13 protein-coding genes are annotated in these 17,446 nt (G+C 65.4%); 3 read left to right on the plus strand and 10 right to left on the minus strand.

Going from position 1 to position 17,446, the window contains the following annotated elements:
- Positions 1-12 precede the first annotated feature (12 nt).
- The gene (gene ftsH / locus A6F68_RS00285) at positions 13-1,962 is read right to left on the minus strand and encodes an ATP-dependent zinc metalloprotease FtsH (protein WP_067674699.1); all 1,950 of its coding nucleotides are present in this window, start codon (positions 1,960-1,962) and stop codon (positions 13-15) included.
- A 184-nt stretch (positions 1,963-2,146) separates the two neighbouring features.
- Here ftsH and A6F68_RS00290 point away from each other — a divergent pair, with 184 nt between their 5' ends.
- Together A6F68_RS00290 and A6F68_RS00295 are read left to right on the plus strand one after the other, a co-directional pair.
- A complete protein-coding gene (locus tag A6F68_RS00290; RefSeq protein WP_067674702.1) occupies positions 2,147-2,731 on the plus strand; it encodes a biliverdin-producing heme oxygenase in 585 nt (194 codons plus the stop codon).
- Entirely contained in the window at positions 2,728-5,286 is a 2,559-nt protein-coding gene (locus A6F68_RS00295; protein ID WP_067674705.1) for an HWE histidine kinase domain-containing protein, read from the plus strand. Before A6F68_RS00290 ends, A6F68_RS00295 begins: the two co-directional genes overlap by 4 nt.
- Here the strand turns inward: A6F68_RS00295 and A6F68_RS00300 are convergent.
- The 6 genes from A6F68_RS00300 to A6F68_RS00325 all read right to left on the minus strand — a co-directional run bounded on the left by A6F68_RS00300 (position 5,283) and on the right by A6F68_RS00325 (position 13,963).
- Positions 5,283-6,089 (minus strand): class I mannose-6-phosphate isomerase, encoded by an 807-nt coding sequence (locus tag A6F68_RS00300; RefSeq protein WP_067674708.1) that lies wholly within the window; start codon positions 6,087-6,089, stop codon positions 5,283-5,285. The genes A6F68_RS00295 and A6F68_RS00300 overlap by 4 nt on opposite strands.
- Positions 6,086-7,117, minus strand: coding sequence for a mannose-1-phosphate guanylyltransferase (locus A6F68_RS00305; protein WP_067674711.1), 1,032 nt, complete (start codon positions 7,115-7,117; stop codon positions 6,086-6,088). The genes A6F68_RS00300 and A6F68_RS00305 overlap by 4 nt, the downstream gene beginning before the upstream one ends.
- Positions 7,118-7,179: 62 nt before the next feature.
- Positions 7,180-7,899 (minus strand): energy transducer TonB, encoded by a 720-nt coding sequence (locus A6F68_RS00310; RefSeq protein WP_067674715.1) that lies wholly within the window; start codon positions 7,897-7,899, stop codon positions 7,180-7,182.
- 104 nt (positions 7,900-8,003) lie between these two features.
- Positions 8,004-11,405 (minus strand): TonB-dependent receptor, encoded by a 3,402-nt coding sequence (locus tag A6F68_RS00315; protein ID WP_067674718.1) that lies wholly within the window; start codon positions 11,403-11,405, stop codon positions 8,004-8,006.
- Positions 11,406-11,648: 243 nt separating this feature from the next.
- Positions 11,649-12,578 carry an isopenicillin N synthase family dioxygenase gene (locus A6F68_RS00320; protein ID WP_067674721.1) on the minus strand — a complete coding sequence of 310 codons (930 nt, stop codon included), beginning with the start codon at positions 12,576-12,578 and terminating at the stop codon, positions 11,649-11,651.
- Positions 12,579-12,589: 11 nt separating this feature from the next.
- Entirely contained in the window at positions 12,590-13,963 is a 1,374-nt protein-coding gene (locus tag A6F68_RS00325; RefSeq protein ID WP_067674728.1) for a NupC/NupG family nucleoside CNT transporter, read from the minus strand.
- A gap of 149 nt (positions 13,964-14,112) precedes the next feature.
- Between A6F68_RS00325 and A6F68_RS00330 the strand changes: the two genes are divergently transcribed.
- Positions 14,113-14,799 carry a queuosine precursor transporter gene (locus A6F68_RS00330; protein WP_067674733.1) on the plus strand — a complete coding sequence of 229 codons (687 nt, stop codon included), beginning with the start codon at positions 14,113-14,115 and terminating at the stop codon, positions 14,797-14,799.
- Here the strand turns inward: A6F68_RS00330 and A6F68_RS00335 are convergent.
- Genes A6F68_RS00335 through A6F68_RS00345 form a run of 3 tightly spaced genes read right to left on the minus strand, consistent with a single transcriptional unit; the run spans position 14,796 to position 17,445 of the window.
- On the minus strand, positions 14,796-15,392 hold the full coding sequence (locus tag A6F68_RS00335) for a 3,4-dihydroxy-2-butanone-4-phosphate synthase (RefSeq protein ID WP_067674736.1): 597 nt from the start codon (positions 15,390-15,392) through the stop codon (positions 14,796-14,798). The two genes, A6F68_RS00330 and A6F68_RS00335, sit on opposite strands and share 4 nt — an antisense overlap.
- Positions 15,389-15,964 (minus strand): NADPH-dependent FMN reductase, encoded by a 576-nt coding sequence (locus tag A6F68_RS00340; RefSeq protein ID WP_067674739.1) that lies wholly within the window; start codon positions 15,962-15,964, stop codon positions 15,389-15,391. The genes A6F68_RS00335 and A6F68_RS00340 overlap by 4 nt, the downstream gene beginning before the upstream one ends.
- Positions 15,961-17,445, minus strand: a complete 1,485-nt coding sequence (locus tag A6F68_RS00345) for a glycerol-3-phosphate dehydrogenase (protein ID WP_067674742.1) — start codon at positions 17,443-17,445, stop codon at positions 15,961-15,963. Before A6F68_RS00345 ends, A6F68_RS00340 begins: the two co-directional genes overlap by 4 nt.
- Position 17,446: the final 1 nt, after the last annotated feature.

The following is a 17,446-nucleotide window of genomic DNA, read 5'->3' on the forward strand; positions in this document are numbered from 1 at the left end:
GACACCCGCCGGTCAGGACGCGGCGGGAGCCTCTCCGCCGAACCGACGTCCGGCCTTGGGAATCGCCGAGCCGCGCACCGGCTTGGCAGTCGGCGACGCGGGCGCGTCGGGACGGTCGATCTTGCCGTTATCGAGCAGGGCCCTGATCTCGTCGCCGGTCAGCGTTTCGTACTCCAGCATCGCCTGCGCGAGCAGGTGCAGCTTGTCCTCCTGCGTCTTCAGGATTTCGGTTGCGCGACGGTGCGCGCCTTCGACAAGCGCCTTGATCTCGGCGTCGATCAGCTTGTTGGTCTCGTCCGAGCCCATCGTGCGCTGGCTGCCGCCGTAACCGAGGTAGCCTTCCTGCGACTGCTCGTACTGCAGCGGGCCGAGCTTCTCGCTCATGCCCCACTTGGTGACCATGTTGCGGGCCAGCGAGGTCGCGTACTGGATGTCGGACGACGCGCCGCTCGAGACCTTGTCGTGGCCGAAGATGATCTCCTCCGCCACGCGGCCGCCCATGCTGACCGCGAGGTCGGCATGCATCTTGTCGCGGTGGTACGAGTAGTTGTCGCGCTCCGGCAGGCGCATCACCATGCCCAGCGCGCGGCCGCGCGGGATGATCGTTGCCTTGTGGATCGGGTCCGAGGCCGCCTCGTGCATCGAGACAAGCGCGTGGCCAGCCTCGTGGTAGGCGGTCATCTTCTTCTCATCGTCGGTCATGACCATGCTGCGACGCTCGGCGCCCATCATGACCTTGTCCTTGGCGTCCTCGAACTCCTGCATGGCCACGAGGCGCTTGTTGCGCCTGGCGGCCAGCAGCGCCGCCTCGTTGACGAGATTGGCGAGGTCCGCGCCCGAGAACCCGGGCGTGCCGCGCGCGATCGTGCGGGCATTGACGTCGGGCGCCAGCGGCACCTTCTTCATGTGGACCGCAAGGATCTTCTCGCGCCCGTCGATGTCGGGCACCGGCACCACGACCTGGCGGTCGAAGCGGCCCGGACGCAGCAACGCGGGGTCGAGCACGTCGGGGCGGTTGGTCGCCGCGATGATGATGATGCCTTCGTTGGCCTCGAACCCGTCCATCTCTACGAGGAGCTGGTTCAGCGTCTGCTCGCGCTCGTCGTTCGAATTGCCGAGGCCGTGGCCGCGGTGACGACCGACCGCGTCAATCTCGTCGATGAAGACGATGCACGGCGCGTTCTTCTTGGCCTGTTCGAACATGTCGCGCACGCGGCTGGCGCCGACGCCGACGAACATCTCGACGAAGTCCGAACCCGAGATGGTGAAGAACGGCACGCCCGCCTCGCCCGCGATGGCGCGCGCGAGCAGGGTCTTGCCGGTACCGGGCGAACCGACCAGCAGCGCCCCCTTCGGGATCTGGCCGCCGAGCTTGGAGAACCGCTGCGGATCGCGCAGAAACTCGACGATTTCCTCGAGCTCTTCGCGCGCCTCGTCGATGCCGGCGACATCGGCGAATGTCACCCGTCCCTGCTTCTCGGTCAGGAGCTTGGCCTTTGACTTGCCGAAGCCCATTGCCCCGCCTGCACCGCCGCCCTTCTGGACCTGCCGCAGCGCGAAGAAGGCGATGCCGAGGATGAGAATGAACGGCAGCGACTGGATGAGAAGGTAGAGCAGGACGTTGGGCTGCTCGGCTTCCTTGCCGGAATAGGACACGCCCGCGTCGTCGAGCATCTTGGGCAGGCCGGTATCACCCGCCACCGGCGTGGTGGCGAAGGTATCGCCGTTCTTCATCGTGCCGGTGATCTGGTTCGGCGCGATCTGGACGTCCTTGACGCTGCCGGCAGCGACGCGCTCGCGAAATTCGGAGTAGCCGATGGACGAGCCGGGCGCCTGCCCTGCCTGACCGAACATCGAGACGACGAGCAGCAGCGCGAGGAAAATTCCGCCCCACACCATCAGGCTCTTGATCCAAGGATTGCCCCCGGGGCCGGACCCCTGCGGGTTGTTGTCGTCGTTCATATCGATGAACCGTCCTTTCCTGCACACGAATGTAGGCGCGCAGGGGTGAATGGCAAGATAACCGGCCCGTCTAAACGACGAGGCGCGAAAGGCCTCCTGGGTCATTGCCGCCGCGCATCCGGCATGTCCCGGAGTGTGTACGGTAGCGCGGGAACTTGGTCGACGGTCGGAAGTTTATGTCCAGATGAGGGTCGGGACCAAGGATAGAAGCAGCGCGACCATCCGCGAGGTCCTTCGCAGCGAAACCGGCCAATCGCACGATCTGCTGGACCAATCGCTGGGCTCGCTCGATTTGTGCGAGCGCGGCGAATACGCCCTGTTTCTCCAAACCCAACTGGCGGCTCGTCGCCCCATTGAGGCTTGGTGCGCGGTAAATGTGCCCAACGAATTCCTGCCGCCCCTGCAATCGCCTCTGATCGAAGCGGACCTGCGCGCCATGGCTTCGCTTGTGCCCGAGACCGTCATCGGTTCCTTGTCCGCCCCGCCCAACGGCTGGCTGGGAGTGGCCTGGGCGGTAGCCGGCTCGTCGCTCGGCAACCGCATGATGCTCAAGCGCTTGGCAAGCCGTGGGTCGGATTTGCCCCGCTCGTTTCTCGGCGATGACGCCATGCCCGCCTACTTCGCGAGGATTCGTCCGCTGCTCGAGCGACCGGCTGCGGTTGCGGAAGCGCTCGCAGAACAAGTCGCCGCCGCCGGGGCTGTCTTCGGGACGTTCGCAAGTGCCATCCCGCGCGCGATACAAGAACCAGAGTTTGAACAAGCCGCATGAATACCATGTACACCACGGTCGACCTGACCAACTGCGATCGTGAACCGATACATCTGCTCGGCCGCATTCAGCCTTTCGGAGCACTCGTCGCAGTCAATGCAGACTGGATGGTTGCGCAGTATTCGGAAAACTTCGACGCGATACTCGATGCGCAGACGACGATTGCACCGGGCATGCGGATCGCCGATCTCTTTCTCCCCGAGGCCGTCGGCGCATTGCGCGCTACGCTCGGCCAGATGCGCGGATCGGACTCGGTCGAGCGGATTTTCGGCCTGATCCTGACGGTCGGCGGCGCGCCGTTCGATGTGGCCGTCCATTCGACGGGCCCCCTGACCATTATCGAGATCGAGCCCCACGATGCGGCCGGCTTTGCCAGCCATGTCGGCACTTTGCGTGCCATCATGGCGGAACTCGAGACCTGCGGCGAGACCATGGCACTTTGCCGCGAGGCCGCCGGCCAGATGAAACGCCTCCTCGGTTTCGACCGGGTCATGGTCTACAAGTTCCACGAAGATCTGTCGGGCGAAGTCGTGGCCGAAGCGCGCGAGCCCCATCTCGAGAGCTATTTCGGTCTGCGTTATCCCAAGACCGACATTCCGGCGCAGGCGCGCGCGCTTTATCTGCGCAACCCCTTCCGCATCATCAGCGACGTGAACGAAGACGGCGTTCCGATCCTGCCGGGCGTCAGCATCGAGGGCGCGCCGATCGACCTGTCGCTCAGCACCCTTCGCGCGGTATCGCCGATCCACCTCGAATATCTGCGCAACATGGGCGTCGAGGCATCCCTGTCGATCTCGATCGTGGTGCGCGGCAAACTCTGGGGCCTGTTCGCGTGCCACCACTACGCACCCCGCGTGCTGCCCTATTCCTTGCGCACCGTTGCCGAGCTCTTCAGCCAATTGTTTTCGCTGCTCCTCGACCGCGTGCTGACGGATACGGGCACGCGCCTGTCCGCGAAGGGTCGCGAGCTGCACGACCGGCTGATGGCGCGTCTCGCGGGTGGAGTGCCGCTGCTCGACAGTCTCCCCACACTCGAAGCGGTGATCGGCGACATTGTGCAGCATGACGGTTCGAGCATTTATATCGACGGGGTGTACAAGTCGCGCGGCTGTGGGCCTACCGAAGAGCAATTCATGGCGCTGATCCCGGCGCTCAATTCGGCTTCGACCAGCCGGGTCTTCGCCTCAAACGAGCTTGCGGCTCGAATACCGGCGGCTCAGGCCTTCGCGGACAAGGTGGTCGGAGCGATGGTCGTGCCCGTCAGCCGCCGTCCACGGGACTACTTCGTCTTGTGGCGGCGCGAACTGCCGCAGGTCGTCACCTGGGCGGGCAATCCGGAAAAGCCCGTCGAATACGGGCCGAGCGGTTCCCGGCTCACCCCGCGCAAGAGCTTCGAGGCGTGGCAGCAGTCGGTGAACGGCAAAAGCGCGGAATGGGCTGAAGACGAATGCCAGATCGCCGAGTCCCTGCGGGTCACCCTGCTCGAGGTGATCCTCCGACTGACCGATGAGGCCGTGCAGGATCGGGCCCGCGCGCAAGAGCAGCAGGAACTCTTGATCGCGGAACTCAACCACCGCGTCCGCAATATCCTGAACCTCATCCGCAGTCTCATTAGCCAGACCCGGCGCGAGGCGACGGACGTCGCCAGCTTCTCCGACCTTATCGGCGGACGGATCGGTGCACTCGCCACCGCGCACGATCACATCACCAAGGGCAACTGGTCGCCTGCTTCCTTCAAGGACCTCGTGGCCGACGAGGCTAGGGCCTACCTGGGCGGGAAGGAAGACCGTGTTTCGGTCAACGGCGACGACGTCCTGATCGCGCCCGAAGCGTACACCGTCGTCGCGCTCGTCATGCACGAGATGATGACGAATTCGGTGAAGTACGGCGCGCTGTGCGACAGCCGCGGCACCATCGCCATCGACCTGTCGCGCGATCGCAATGGCGACCTCGAGATCGCCTGGACCGAACGCGGCGGCCCCGCGGTGCAGGCCCCGCAGCGGCGTGGCTTCGGATCGACGATCACCGAACGGTCGATCCCGTATGAACTACGCGGTGAGGCACAGGTCCAGTACAAGCTCGGCGGGGTAGAGGCGCGCTTCGTCATTCCACAGCGCTTCGTCCGTGCGGGTGCAGCGGCCAGCGGCGATGGCGCCGGTGCAGGAGCGGCGAAAGCCACGAATGCGGCGGCCGCGCCCGGCGAGATCCCCGAGCACGTGCTGGTGGTTGAAGACAGCATGATCATTGCGATGGACACCGAAGACAGTCTTCGCTCGCTCGGGGTCAAGACAGTGACGACCGCCAGCAACGTGAACCAGGCGCTCGCCTCGATCGAGCAGGATCCGCCCGAGCTGGCCATTCTCGATTACAATCTGGGCACCGAGACGTCCGATCCGGTTGCGGCGCAGCTTCGCGAGCGAGGCATTCCGTTCGTGATGGCGAGCGGCTACGGCGAGCTCGAGGACAGCCTCGATGAATTCGGCGCGTTCGCGTTGCTCAAGAAGCCTTACGGCAAGGCCGAGATTGCGGCCGTGCTCGGGAGGCAGGCAGCCTAGACCGACTGGACGAGGAGCGCGCGCCCACGGAACTCAAGGCGCGCCTCTCCAAGATCGCCCGCCAGTCCGCAGCTCCCCGGCGGGATCGCCAGTCCGTCGATGACGACGCTGTCGTCGAGCGGGACGACCAGCGTTGGCCTGCCGCCGTAGCGCGCGAGCGTTTCGCCGTTCGGCGCGCCGTCGGTCCGGTCCAGCCGGAAATGCGGCCCGTCTACCAGCTTGACCGATCCATGCGCGGGTACATGACACCGCAGGGCCGGATCGTGCGGTGCACCGCTCGCGACCGCGATTGCATCGTCCAGATGGAGTTCGCGCGGGCGGCCATAGTCGTACAGGCGATAGGTGACGTCGGAATTCTGCTGGATTTCGACGAGCGAGATTCCCGCCCCGATCGCGTGCACGGTTCCTGCGGGCAGGTAGATGAAATCGCCCGCCTCGACCGCGAACCACTCGAGCCGGTCCTCGATCGATCCGTCGATCGCGGCCGCGCGAATCGTCTGCGGCGCGATCTCCTCAGCAAATCCAACAGCAAGCTTCGCTCCGGGCTCGGTTGACAGGACAAGCCAGCATTCGTCCTTGCCCCGTGAGCCGGGTGGCGCATCCGCATCCGACGGATGGACCTGGACCGAGAGGTTTTCGCTCGTGAACAGGTACTTGACGAGGAGCTGCGGCAATTCGGGCGGCGGGTCGAACCAGATTTCTCCGACGCATTTGCCAGGCGATGTGCTGAACGGCGGCGGCAAGGCGTCGCGACCCCACACCTTTTCGACGGTTTTCGTTTCGAGCGCGCGAACGGTCGTCACTGGTTCGTGGGCCCCGGCAACTTGCCGACGAGTTGCGTACCTTCTGCGCTGGTCACGAGGACCTCGTCGCCATCGACGACGACGATCACATCCTGGAGGCCGACCACCGAAACACGCGGGCCGTCGGTATCGACGAGGACGTTCCGGCAATCGACGAGATCGGCCTTGCCGCGTGTCCGGTTGCCGTCGGCATCGCCTGCGAGCGCGTCGCGCAGGGCGGCCCAGTTGCCGATGTCGGACCACCCCATGTCGGCCGGCACCACCGCCGCGCGGTTGCTGTTTTCCATCACAGCATAATCGACCGACTCCGCGGCGATACCCGCGAACGGCCCCGCGGCGGGATGAATGGTGGACCCGTCGCGTTCGGCCCCGTTGATGGCGGCGCGCACCGCCTCGACCATCGCCGGCCGGTGCGCGGCGAGCTCGTCGAGATAGGCACCCGCCAGGAACGCGAAGATCCCTCCGTTCCAGGCATAGCCGCCTTTGGCGAGAAAGGTTTCCGCGGTCGCGCGGTCGGGCTTTTCCACGAAACGATCGATGCGGTATCCGCCCGCGATCGCCTCGCCCCTGCGGATGTAGCCGTAGCCTGTCTCCGGCCGCTTGGCATTGATGCCGAAAGCGACGAGCCAGCCATCTGCGGCCAACCCTGCCGCCGCGCGGGCAGCTTCCCGGAATGCCTCAGCGTCGGCAATGTGATGATCGCTCGGACACACGAGCATGATCGCGTCTGCGGGCAGACTGGCAGCGGCGAGGCCGATTGCGGGCGCGGTGCTCTTCGCCGATGGTTCGACGATCAAGGTCGCGTCGGGGGAGGACTGATCCGCGACGAGCGCCATGTGATCTTTGCCGGCGACGATGATGGGGCTAGCGAACCCTTCTCCCCGGCATCGGTCGAGTGTCGCCTGAAACAGCGTGCGCTCTCCCGTCAGCGGCAGGAATGGCTTCGGCCGCGCCTTGCGGCTGCGCGGCCACAGCCGGGTGCCGCTTCCGCCGCACAGGATCACGGGAATGATCGTCGGTTCGCTCATCGCAAACGCGCGCTTAGCACCAAATTCCTACCGAACCGCCTAAGCAAAGTGGCCAGGCGCGATCAGAACCAGCGCTGCCTCCAGTAGAATGGTGCGGCCACCGGGTTGCCCGCGGAATCGGTCGCCGGCTTGAAGCGCAGGCGGTCGACGACGAGGCGGCAGGTGATCCGGTCCGCCTCAGGGTCGGGGCTCGGCTTGAAGACGCTGCAGTTCGACGCGCGTCCATCGGTGCCCACGGTCACCTTGACGATGACTTCGGTGCCGATCCGCGCCTCGCGACCGCCGGGCGGGACGGGATAGTCGCGCGCGTTGTTGATCCCGCCCGATACATGGACCGGCTTGGTCGCGATGCCGCCGCCCTGTCCGCTTCCGCCGTTGCCGCTTCCGGTCCCCGTGCCGGTGCCGCCCGCGCCGGTACCGCTGCCCTGTTCGCGCGCGCCCGATGTGTCGGCCGTGCCGGTCGAGGTCGCCTTGGGCGCCGGAGGATCGGGCTTCACCTTGATCTTGGGTTCGGGTGCCGCCGTGGGCTTGGGCACCGCCTGCTTGCCCTCTTCGCCAGAGGCGCCCGCGTCGGGCTCGGGTTCGGGCGGGGGTACGTACTCCTTGGTCTCCACCGTCACCGTGAATGTGGAAAGGACCGCGTCTTCGACCGACGCGGTCATGGTCGGGGCAAACGCCTTGGCGAGGCCGTAGAAGGCGGCCACGTGCAGCAGCACGATCAGGATCAGCGTGCCTGGCCGGGGCCTGCGCCGTGCGCTGGAGAAGTTGTCGTTGGCCGCCATGGCGACCCAACGCTGCGCAATGCGCCTGCGTTCCGCAAGCGGATAAACGAACGGCGGCGCTCCACGGTGGAGCGCCGCCGCCGTTGTTCGGGTTTCAGCTGCGATCAGAAGTCGTAGCTCAGACCCACCTTGATCCGCCACAGCGACGAGCTCGGCTGCACCAGAGCGGCATCGTCAGGCGCGAACGAGCTGATGATGTAGCGACCCTGCGCATCGACCGGAGTCGATGGCGTGTCCACGACGTTCACTAGACCTTCGAAGTCGCGACGGCGGAACACGTTCCAATCGCTGTCGAGGAAGTTCAGGAAATTGTCGAGGGTTGCGGTAAAGCGGAATTTGTCGCGACCGTTGAGCGGTCCTGGGAATTCCTGGGAGAAGTTGAGATCGAGGTCGTAATACCACTCGTTCGAGCAGGAATTGCGCTCGATCGTCCGACCCGCGTACTTCTTGGCGCACGGCAGCGCATCGATGTAGTTGACGAGGCTCTGCACTGCCGCCGCATTCGATGTGGGAGCCAGATTAGGATCATTCACACCGGTCGGAATGTAGAGCAGCGCGTTGTCGTTGCCGGATGCGCTGTCGTAAAACCGGCCCGAACCACCGAAGGTCAAGCTGTAGGGGCGGCCAGAACGAGCGACGAAGGTAAAGCCGAACCCGGTCTTCGCCTCTTCGCTGATGAACGCTTCCTTGAACTGCGCCGCGAGCGTGATGTTGTGCTTCGTCGAATAGAAGCTGCGTGTCGCTGGCGGATTCTGGCGGTCGAACGCCGCGGTTCCGTCGTAGTTCGAACCTGCGGTCGAACGGTACATCGAGCGGCGGTCCTTCGAATCGGTAAAGGCGTAGCCGATATTGATGAAGGTCGATCCACCCTCGGTGAACAGCCCGCGTTCGAAGCGCTTCGCCAGGATCGCCGAGGCGATCTGCGAAGTGTACTTGCCACCGTTGGTCAGCTGCAGCTCATCGTCACGCGACGTGCTGAAACACGCCGCGTTGACGTTGGTGTAGCTGATGGCGGTCCCATCCTGAACGAGTCGCGCAGTACAGCCCGCGACGGTCGGATCGATTGCCCGGTTGATCGGCCGCCCGTCGATTGTGAAGCCGTTGAGGCCGATCCGGAAGTCCGGCACCTGCGAGAGGTCCACCAGGGTGAGCGGGTTGCGATACTGGCTGCGGATGTAATCGAGGTTCAAGTTCCAGCCCGAGAAGAAGCTGCCACCCGCACCGAGCGTCGCCGACAATCCCAGGTTATAGCGCAGTACCGAAGGCATCTTGATGTCGGGATCGATGGACTGAGTATCGCCACCGCCCTGGGCCGCCAGCGCCTGTGCCGAATTGCGGACGCACTGCGGGAAACCCGTGAAACTGCCGCCTGACAGCACGTTGATGTTGGTCGTGCCGCACGACGTGGTGTTGAGGTTGCCCGGCGCGGTAGCGAAGCCATCGTTCTGGAACGCGTTGCCGAACCACACCACCGGGTCGCCACCGGAGAAGACGCCGACGCCGGCCTTGATCCGCAGGTTGCGCGCGAAGCCGAAATCGCCCGCGTCGTAGTCGAGCGCGAAGCGGGGCGCGACGACCGGATCGATATTGCTGAAGCCGATCGTGTTGGCCTGGCCATAACGCTGGACGAAGCGCGAGTTGAGACGCGGCCGGTCACCGTCGTACCAGTCGACGCGAACGCCTCCGATCAAGTTCAGGCGGTCTGTCACGTCCCATTCGTCCTGGACGAACGCGGTGTAGATCGTCCGCGAGAACGCTGCCGCAGCGCTTTCGATATTGCCGTCGCGGCTGTTGTTGATGTCAGCCCCGATGGTGGTGCCCGCTGCCACCGCGGCCGGGTCGGTCGTGCTGAAGCTGGTGCCATTGTTGGGCGTACCCGCAATCAGTGCGTTGACGTCGCGAAAGTAGAGCGTCCCCGTGCCGTTCTGGACGAACAGGTTGTTGAGGTCGGCCTTGTTCATCTCGGCGCCGAAGGTGAGGGTGTGCGCACCCTGGTTCAGGATGCCTTTGGCGCGGAACTGGTCGACGGACACGCTCAGTCTGTTGGCCGAGCGCGAAAATCCAGGACCAGCGACAAACAGCCCGCGGCTGGTGCCATTGTTCACCCCGACCACAATGCGTGTGATCGGGTTCTCGTCCTGCGCCTCGCCCCCACCGAGCGGGCTCTGTTCGTCGGTGATTTCCGATCGGGAGTACCCGAACTCGGTCGAGAAATTGTCCGACCAGTTCGAATATAGTCGGCCCGAGTAGTAGTCCGACTGCGATCCCGATGCATAGAAGTTGTTAAGGCCGGTGATCGTCGACCGGCCGAGGCCGGTGTTGTCGGTCATGTCGTCGGCCTGGACCTTCGCCTCGTTGACATGCTGATAGGTCGCCTCGAGACGATGGTTGTCCGAAAGGTACGCATCGGCGCGAACGAAATACCGATCGCTCTTGAAGGGCAGTGTACGGGCCACACCGCCGACGTCGATACCGTAGGAATTATTGAGAACACCGGCGATCTGATCGAACAGCGCCTGCGTGATGAATGTCCGGTCATTCGCCAGACCCGCGCCCACCGGTCCGGATTCGACGGCATCGACGACATCGACACGCTCGTAGGCACCGAAAAGGAACAAGCGATCCTTGATAATCGGCCCGCTGAGGGTTCCGCCGAAGCGCAAGTCCCGATTGACCCCGTTGGCGGCAACGCCACCGGCCCGGTCGCCGGACAGATCGAGGTTCGAGTACGTGATGAACGCGCTGCCGCTGATGTCGTTCGAACCCGACTTCGTCACCGCGTTGATCGCGCAACCCGTAAACGATCCGTAGGTTACGTCCATCGGAGCGAATTCGACCGAGGTCTCACGGATCGCATCGTACGGGATAGGCGTGCCGGTGCGGCTCGAGAACGGAGTGTCGGTCAGACCGTAAACGTCGCCCTGGTTGATCCCGTCGACGGTGAAGGCGTTCGAGCGGTCGTTGCCGCCAAGGCATGAAACGCGGTCCGATTCCTGATTTCGGTCGAGGCTGACGCGCGGGTCGATGCGGATGACATCGCGCAAGTCGCGCTCGAAGGTGGGAACGCTTTCGAGCACCGCGAGGCCAAAGGACTGGCCGGGACCGGTCGTGACGGTGGTCAGGTTAGCGCGCGCTCCCGAGACAACGATCTCGCCGCCACCGGCTGTCAGAGCAAACGAAAGGTCGGCATTGCCCTGCAAGGTCAACTGGACGCCCTCAACCGTCTGGCCCTCGAAGCCGCCGGCATTGGCTGCCACTGTGTAAGGGCCGCCGGTTACGAGGCCGTCGGCGCGGAAGTTGCCGTCTGCGCCGGTCGTCAGGCTACGCTGGGCACCCGTCCGGATGTCGGTGATCGTGACGGTCGCGCCGGGGATCGCATTGCCGGCCTCGTCAGCGACGGAGCCTTGGATACCGGACGTGATCTGCTGCGCCATGACGGGCGCGGGCAGGATGGCGGTGGCGGAAAGGCTGACGACGCTCGCAGCCAAAAGATACTTGAGCTTCATGGAATGACGATCCCTTGCATTCGATGAGGAGAATCGGGTGAGGACAGGGTTGCCGTTAGTCGGCTAGCGCGGCTGCCAGAAGTATCTTCTGTTACGGGTGTGTGACAATCGCACGCGGAGTTATCCACACACCCCGCCAATCAACGAAGCTGCTTGATTTCGCTGCCTTTTTTCATGTTGCCGCAATGCAACATACTGACAAAAAAGTCAGTAAAGGCTCATCGCGGCGCGTCGCATGGCGAATCAGGCGAGGTTTATCTCGCGAAGCCGCTGCTGCAGGAACTCGTGGCTCGAGATCGGCTCGGGGTGATCTTCGGGTCGCGCCGGGTCGATGCAGCTGTCGAGTGTGACGATGTCGAAGTCCGGGCGGAAGTGCAGGAAGAACGGCATCGAGTAGCGGCTGCGATAGGCCGCCTCGCCCCGGGGATTGACCACCCGGTGCTGGGTCGACTTGAGGCGGCTGTTAGTGAGCCTGTCCAGCATGTCGCCGATGTTGACCACCAGCGCGCCTTCGGGCGTGTCGACGGCCTTCCATTCGCCCTTGGCGGTCAGCAGCTCCAGACCGGCTTCCTCGGCACCGAGGAGCAGCGTGATGGTGTTGATGTCGCCATGCGCCGCGGCGCGGATGGCGCCCTCTGCATGCGGTCCGTCGAGCGGCGGATAGTGGAGCAGCCGCATGACCGAGTTGCCGTCCTCGACCGTCGAGGCAAACCAGTCTTGCGGAAGGCCGAGGTGGATCGCGATCGCTTCGAGGACGCGGCCGCCGGCCTTTTCGAACGCCGCATAGAGCTCGGTGAAAGTCTCGCGAAAACCCTCGACCTCGCTCGGCCAGACGTTGTCGGCCATGTATTCGGACAGGGGATGTCCTGCGGGCAGCTCGCGCCCGACGTGCCAGAACTCCTTGAGATCGTGGACCGCGGCATCCTTCGCCCGCTCGACGCCGAACGGGGTGTAACCGCGCGCGCCGCCTCCGCCTTCGATCTTGTAGGCCTTCTTGACCTCCTCAGGCAGCGCAAAGAACGCCTTCGAGAGTGCCTCCGCGCGCGCGATCAGGTCCGCGGGAATACCGTGGTCGCGGATGACGGCGAAGCCGTATTCGCGGAACGAGCGACCGAGTTCGTCGGCGACTTCGTCGAGTGGGCGGGCGATCGATAAGGAGGCGATTTCGGACATTGGTTGCGACTCTAGTAAGGAAGGAAAAGGCCGGCGAGCGCGGCGCTCATGAGGTTGGACAGCGAACCCGCGGCCAGCGCCTTCAATCCCAGCTTCGCGATCACGGGTCTTTGATTTGGGGCAAGCCCGCCGGTCACGGCCATCTGGATCGCGATGGATGAGAAGTTGGCAAAGCCGCACAGCGCGAAGGTCACGATCGCCCGGCTGCGATCGGACAGCGCCGCGGCATCGAGCTGGCCGAGGTCGATGAAGGCGACGAACTCGTTGAGCACGACCTTCGTCCCGAACAGTCCGCCCGCGACCGACGCCTGATCCCACGGCACGCCGATGAGGAACATGACCGGTGCGAAGAGAAAACCCAAGAGCTTCTGGAAGCTTAGATTGCCGAAAACCTGACCCACGGAAAAGCAAAGCCCTGGCTCACCAGTGGCGCAAGCTGCTCGCAAGACACCCTCGCCGAAAAGGCCGAGAATGCCGTTGGCGAGCGCTACCAGCGCGACGAAGGCGAGCACCATGGCGCCGACCGCGACCGCCAGCTTCACGCCGGTCTGCGCTCCTTGCGCCGCCGCTTCGATCACGTTGGCGGGCTTCTGGCCTTCCTCGAAGGTCTCGGCGAGTTCCACTTCGTGCGCCTTGCCGCCTTCGACGAGCGCCGCCGGGCCTTCGGCGCTGATGCGCGCTTCGGGCAGTTCGATCCGGTCTTCGGTTGCCGGGGCCGGCTCGTCCTCGTCCTCGTCCGGCATGATTATCTTGGCCATAAGGATCCCGCCGGGCGCCGACATGAATGCGGCAGCTAGCAGATAGGGCAGATATTCCGACCCCAGCAGGCCCGCATACGCCGCGAGGATCGTGCCCGCGACGCCCGCCATGCCGACGGTCATGAGCGTGAACAACCGGCTCGGGGTCAGTGCGGCGAGATAGGGCCGGACGACCAGCGGGCTTTCCGACTGGCCCACGAAGATGTTCGCCGCCGAGCCCAATGCCTCGACCCGGCTGACGCCCGTGACCCAGCCGATCGCACCGCCGAGCCAGCGCACCAGGCGCTGCATGATGCCGAGGTGATAGAGGATCGACACGAGCGCGGCGAAGAACACGATTACCGGCAAGGCGCCGAGCGCGAACGTGTTCTGCAGCGGATTATCGCGGCCGAACAGGAATGCCGTCCCTTCGTTGGCGTAGGACAACAACGCGGCAACCCCGTCGGACATGCCCCGGATTCCGGCCACGCCCCACGGCGTGCGCAGGACGATGAATGCCAGCAGCGCCTGCAGCGCAAATGCCGAGCCGACGATCCTGAGGCTGATCCGGCGCTTGCCGTTCGAGAGCACGAAGGCGATGGCAAGGATCGCGACGATCCCGATAAGGCTGGCAACGACTGGCGGCATGAGTCCCCCGCATAATGGCGTCCGGTTACGATTGAAACCGGAATCGCGCCTGCGGCGCGGCGGGCTCTTTTGGGTTCCCACAGGCAATCGCGCAAGCGTCCTTCGCCTGCGCTTTTCTTTTCGCGAGCGCGGTGCCAATCCGTCGCGCCATGAACGAAACCCTTTCGGCCCAGCCATCCGAGGTCCGCGTGCCACGCGCGCTGTTCGTCTATCTGCTGCTTTACGGCGGCATGACCGTGCTGGCGGGCGTCATGGCCTACAAGCAGGTCGCGCTCTGGCCGACGAGCCTTGCGGTCGAATCGGGCATCTTCGCGTTCTTGCTGCTGGTCGTGATCTCGAGCACCGTCTCGCAGCTCTACGGCGATGCACGGGCACGCCAGCTCGTGTGGTGGGGTTTCCTGCCCCTGTTGGTCTCGTCGCTCCTGATGCAGCTCGTCCTCGCCCTGCCCGCTTCGTCCGAGATGGTGCAGTTCCGAGCGGACGACCTGACCGCGTTCGAACGCGTCCATTCGCAGCTCTGGCGCGTATGGATGGCAGGGCCCGCGGCCTACATCGTCTCCCTGCTGCTCAACGTATGGATCTTCTCCAAGCTGCGCGGCGAGGGTGGTGCGGGCGGCACCCTGGGAATCATGGTCCGCGGGGCGATCGCCTCCGCGCTGAGCCAGGCGATTGATTCGGTGATCTTCATCACCCTCGCCTTCTACGGCGAATTCGACATCACCAACCTGCTGATCGGGCAGGTCCTGGCAAAAGTCGCGCTGTCGATCGTGCTGGTCCCGCCGCTGATCGCGCTCGGCGTCAGCCTCGCCCGCCGATTGGACCGGGGCTCGGTCTAGCCGGCCCTCAGCAGGTCGCCGATGTCGGCGACCGGAATGCCGTGCCGGGCGAGGAAATCGCCCATGTCCTCGATGCGCGCCATCTCCCCGTCGTCGCGCATGATCGAGCAGATGACCGCAGCATCGCCCGCCCCGGCCCTGCGGCAGAGTTCGATTGCCGCCTCGGCCGCGGCGGGCCGCTCGGCGACGCCGCCCTCCGCCGTGATCAGCGGAAAGATGTGACCGGGGGAGACGATGTCGCTGGCGGTGGAGCCGTCCGCGACTGCGACCGCGATCGTATGCGCCCGGTCCGCAGCCGAGATGCCGGTCGATACCCCGCTCGCCGCCTCGATCGAACGACCGTGCGGACGGCCCGACTGGTTCTCGCGGCCCGGATTGATCAGCTCTATCCCGAGCCGCACCGCGCGCGCCGGGGTCACCGCGAGGCAGACGAGCCCGCGTCCATGCGTCGCCATGAAGTTGACCGCCTCGGCGCTGACATGCTTCGCGGCGACGCAGAAATCGATGTCGCCGCCCCGCAGGCGGTCACCGATGATCACGATGACGCGCCCTTCGGCGAGCGCCGCGAGCGCGGGCTGCAGCGGCCCGCTCACTGCTTGCCCTCCCCGAGCGCGAGCGCCGATGCGCCGCGAAACGTCTGCTTGCCGACGAGCTCGAGCTGCAGCCGCGCGCGGTCTTCGAGGCACTCGCCGTCGGGCGAGAACAGCCCGTGATAGACCTTGACCGTCGCGCCCATCGGCGTCGGCCAGCCGCGCAAGGCATGGACGATGGAGCGCAGCGTCTGCAGCGTGCTCATCGTCGCCTGGTCGCCATAGGCCGTTGCGATCAGGCCCACCGCGCGCCCGTCGAGATAGGGCCGCTCGTCCTTCGCCAGATCCTCCAGATAGTCGAGCGCGTTCTTGACCAGGCCGGAAATGCTTCCGTGGTATCCCGGCGCCGAGATGATCACGCCGTCGGCAAGACGAACCGCCTCGACGAGTTCGGCGCCGTCCTCGATGCCGTAGCCCTCGCCTCGGTAGTGGGGCAGCGCGCGCAGGTAGTCCCCGCCGAAGATCTTCACATCCGCCCCGGCAGCTTCGGCCGCAGCGCCGGCAAGCCGCATGGCCTGTTCGGTCGAACTTCCGGGGTTCACGGTGCCGCCGATACCGACGATACGGGTGGTCATTGCGGGCACTCCTGCTGCATGTATTCCTGAAGCGCTGCGGTCTCTTCCGCCGAGAAGCGCAGGCCAAGCTTGGTACGGCGCCACAGCACGTCCTCGGCTGTGCGCGCCCATTCGCGAGTCATCAAGTGGCGCATTTCGCGCAACCTCAGGCCGTGGCCGAAATCCCGGCCGCAGTCGGACAGATCGGCGGCCCCGTCGAAGATCGCGAAGGCGGTGGTGCCGTAGGCACGCACCAGGCGATGCGCCGACCCTGCGAGGAACGGGAACCGCGCGGCAAAGTCCGCTTCCAGAGACGCGGCGCCATCGACCCTGAAGTCGCCCCCCGGAAGCGGCGCATTCCCGGTCCAGTCGTCGCCCTGCAGGCATGGCAGGCGGTGCGCCAGTTTCTCGACTGCTTCGGCGGCGAGGTGGCGATATGTGGTGATCTTGCCGCCGTAGACGGTCAGCAGCGGCGCGCCCTCATCGGGCTCGGAAAGGTCGAGGTCGTATCCGCGTGTCGCCGCTTCCGGCCGGCCCGACCCGTCGTCGATGAGGGGACGGACGCCCGAGTAAGTCCACACCACGTCGTCGGGGGTCACGGGCTTGCGGAAGAAGCGGCTCGCTCCTTCGCACAGATAGGCGATCTCGTCGGCGCTGGCCTTGATCGGTCCCCCGTCGTGGTCGACGTCGGTGGTACCGATGAGCGTGAAATCCTCTTCGTATGGAATGGCGAAGAAGATGCGGCCGTCGGGCAGCTGGAAGAAATAGGCGAACGGGTGGTCGAACAGCTTGCGGACCACGATGTGCGAACCGCGCACTAGCCGCATGGCCTTGTCGGGCTCGAGACCGCTGCCCGTCAGCAGGTCGATCACGCCGGGTCCTGCCGCATTCACCACGGCGCGCGCGTGGAACGTCTCTCCGCCCGCCGCGATGGTCCAGGCCTCGCCATCGCGGCGCAGCGCGGTGACCCGACACCGGGTCCGCACTTCGGCCCCACGATCCGCCGCGTCGCGCGCGTTGAGGACGACCAGGCGCGCATCGTCGACCCAGCAGTCCGAATAGACGAAGGCGGTCGGGAATTCGGGCTTGAGCGGCACGCCCGCCGGATGGGTCGCGAGCGACACCGTCTCGGTGGCGGGCAGCCGCTTGCGGCCGCCGATATGGTCGTAGAGGAACAGTCCCGTGCGCACGAGCCAGCGCGGGCGCAAGCCGGGCACATGGGGCAGCACGAAGCGCATCGGCCACGCGATATGCGGAGCGATGCCCCACAGCCGCTCGCGTTCGGACAGGCTCTCGCGCACGAGCCCGAACTCGTAATGCTCGAGATAGCGCAAGCCGCCATGGATGAGCTTGGTCGACGCCGACGAAGTGCCGCCGGCGAGGTCCCCCGCCTCGAGCAGGAGCACTTTCGCGCCACGCCCCGCCGCGTCGCGGGCGATCCCGCAGCCGTTCACCCCGCCGCCGATGACGGCAAGGTCGTAGAGAATTGACGCCTGGCTCACC

The organism is Tsuneonella dongtanensis (assembly GCF_001698205.1).
GTDB lineage: Bacteria > Pseudomonadota > Alphaproteobacteria > Sphingomonadales > Sphingomonadaceae > Tsuneonella > Tsuneonella dongtanensis.

What these genes read in the sequence shown, in the direction of transcription:
- ftsH (WP_067674699.1), bottom strand. Translation starts at nt 1,962, where the DNA reads ATGAACGACGACAACAACCCGCAGGGGTCCGGCCCCGGGGGCAATCCT.
- A6F68_RS00290 (WP_067674702.1), top strand. Translation starts at nt 2,147, where the DNA reads ATGAGGGTCGGGACCAAGGATAGAAGCAGCGCGACCATCCGCGAGGTC.
- A6F68_RS00295 (WP_067674705.1), top strand. Translation starts at nt 2,728, where the DNA reads ATGAATACCATGTACACCACGGTCGACCTGACCAACTGCGATCGTGAA.
- A6F68_RS00305 (WP_067674711.1), bottom strand. Translation starts at nt 7,117, where the DNA reads ATGAGCGAACCGACGATCATTCCCGTGATCCTGTGCGGCGGAAGCGGC.
- A6F68_RS00310 (WP_067674715.1), bottom strand. Translation starts at nt 7,899, where the DNA reads ATGGCGGCCAACGACAACTTCTCCAGCGCACGGCGCAGGCCCCGGCCA.
- A6F68_RS00315 (WP_067674718.1), bottom strand. Translation starts at nt 11,405, where the DNA reads ATGAAGCTCAAGTATCTTTTGGCTGCGAGCGTCGTCAGCCTTTCCGCC.
- A6F68_RS00320 (WP_067674721.1), bottom strand. Translation starts at nt 12,578, where the DNA reads ATGTCCGAAATCGCCTCCTTATCGATCGCCCGCCCACTCGACGAAGTC.
- A6F68_RS00325 (WP_067674728.1), bottom strand. Translation starts at nt 13,963, where the DNA reads ATGCCGCCAGTCGTTGCCAGCCTTATCGGGATCGTCGCGATCCTTGCC.
- A6F68_RS00330 (WP_067674733.1), top strand. Translation starts at nt 14,113, where the DNA reads ATGAACGAAACCCTTTCGGCCCAGCCATCCGAGGTCCGCGTGCCACGC.
- A6F68_RS00340 (WP_067674739.1), bottom strand. Translation starts at nt 15,964, where the DNA reads ATGACCACCCGTATCGTCGGTATCGGCGGCACCGTGAACCCCGGAAGT.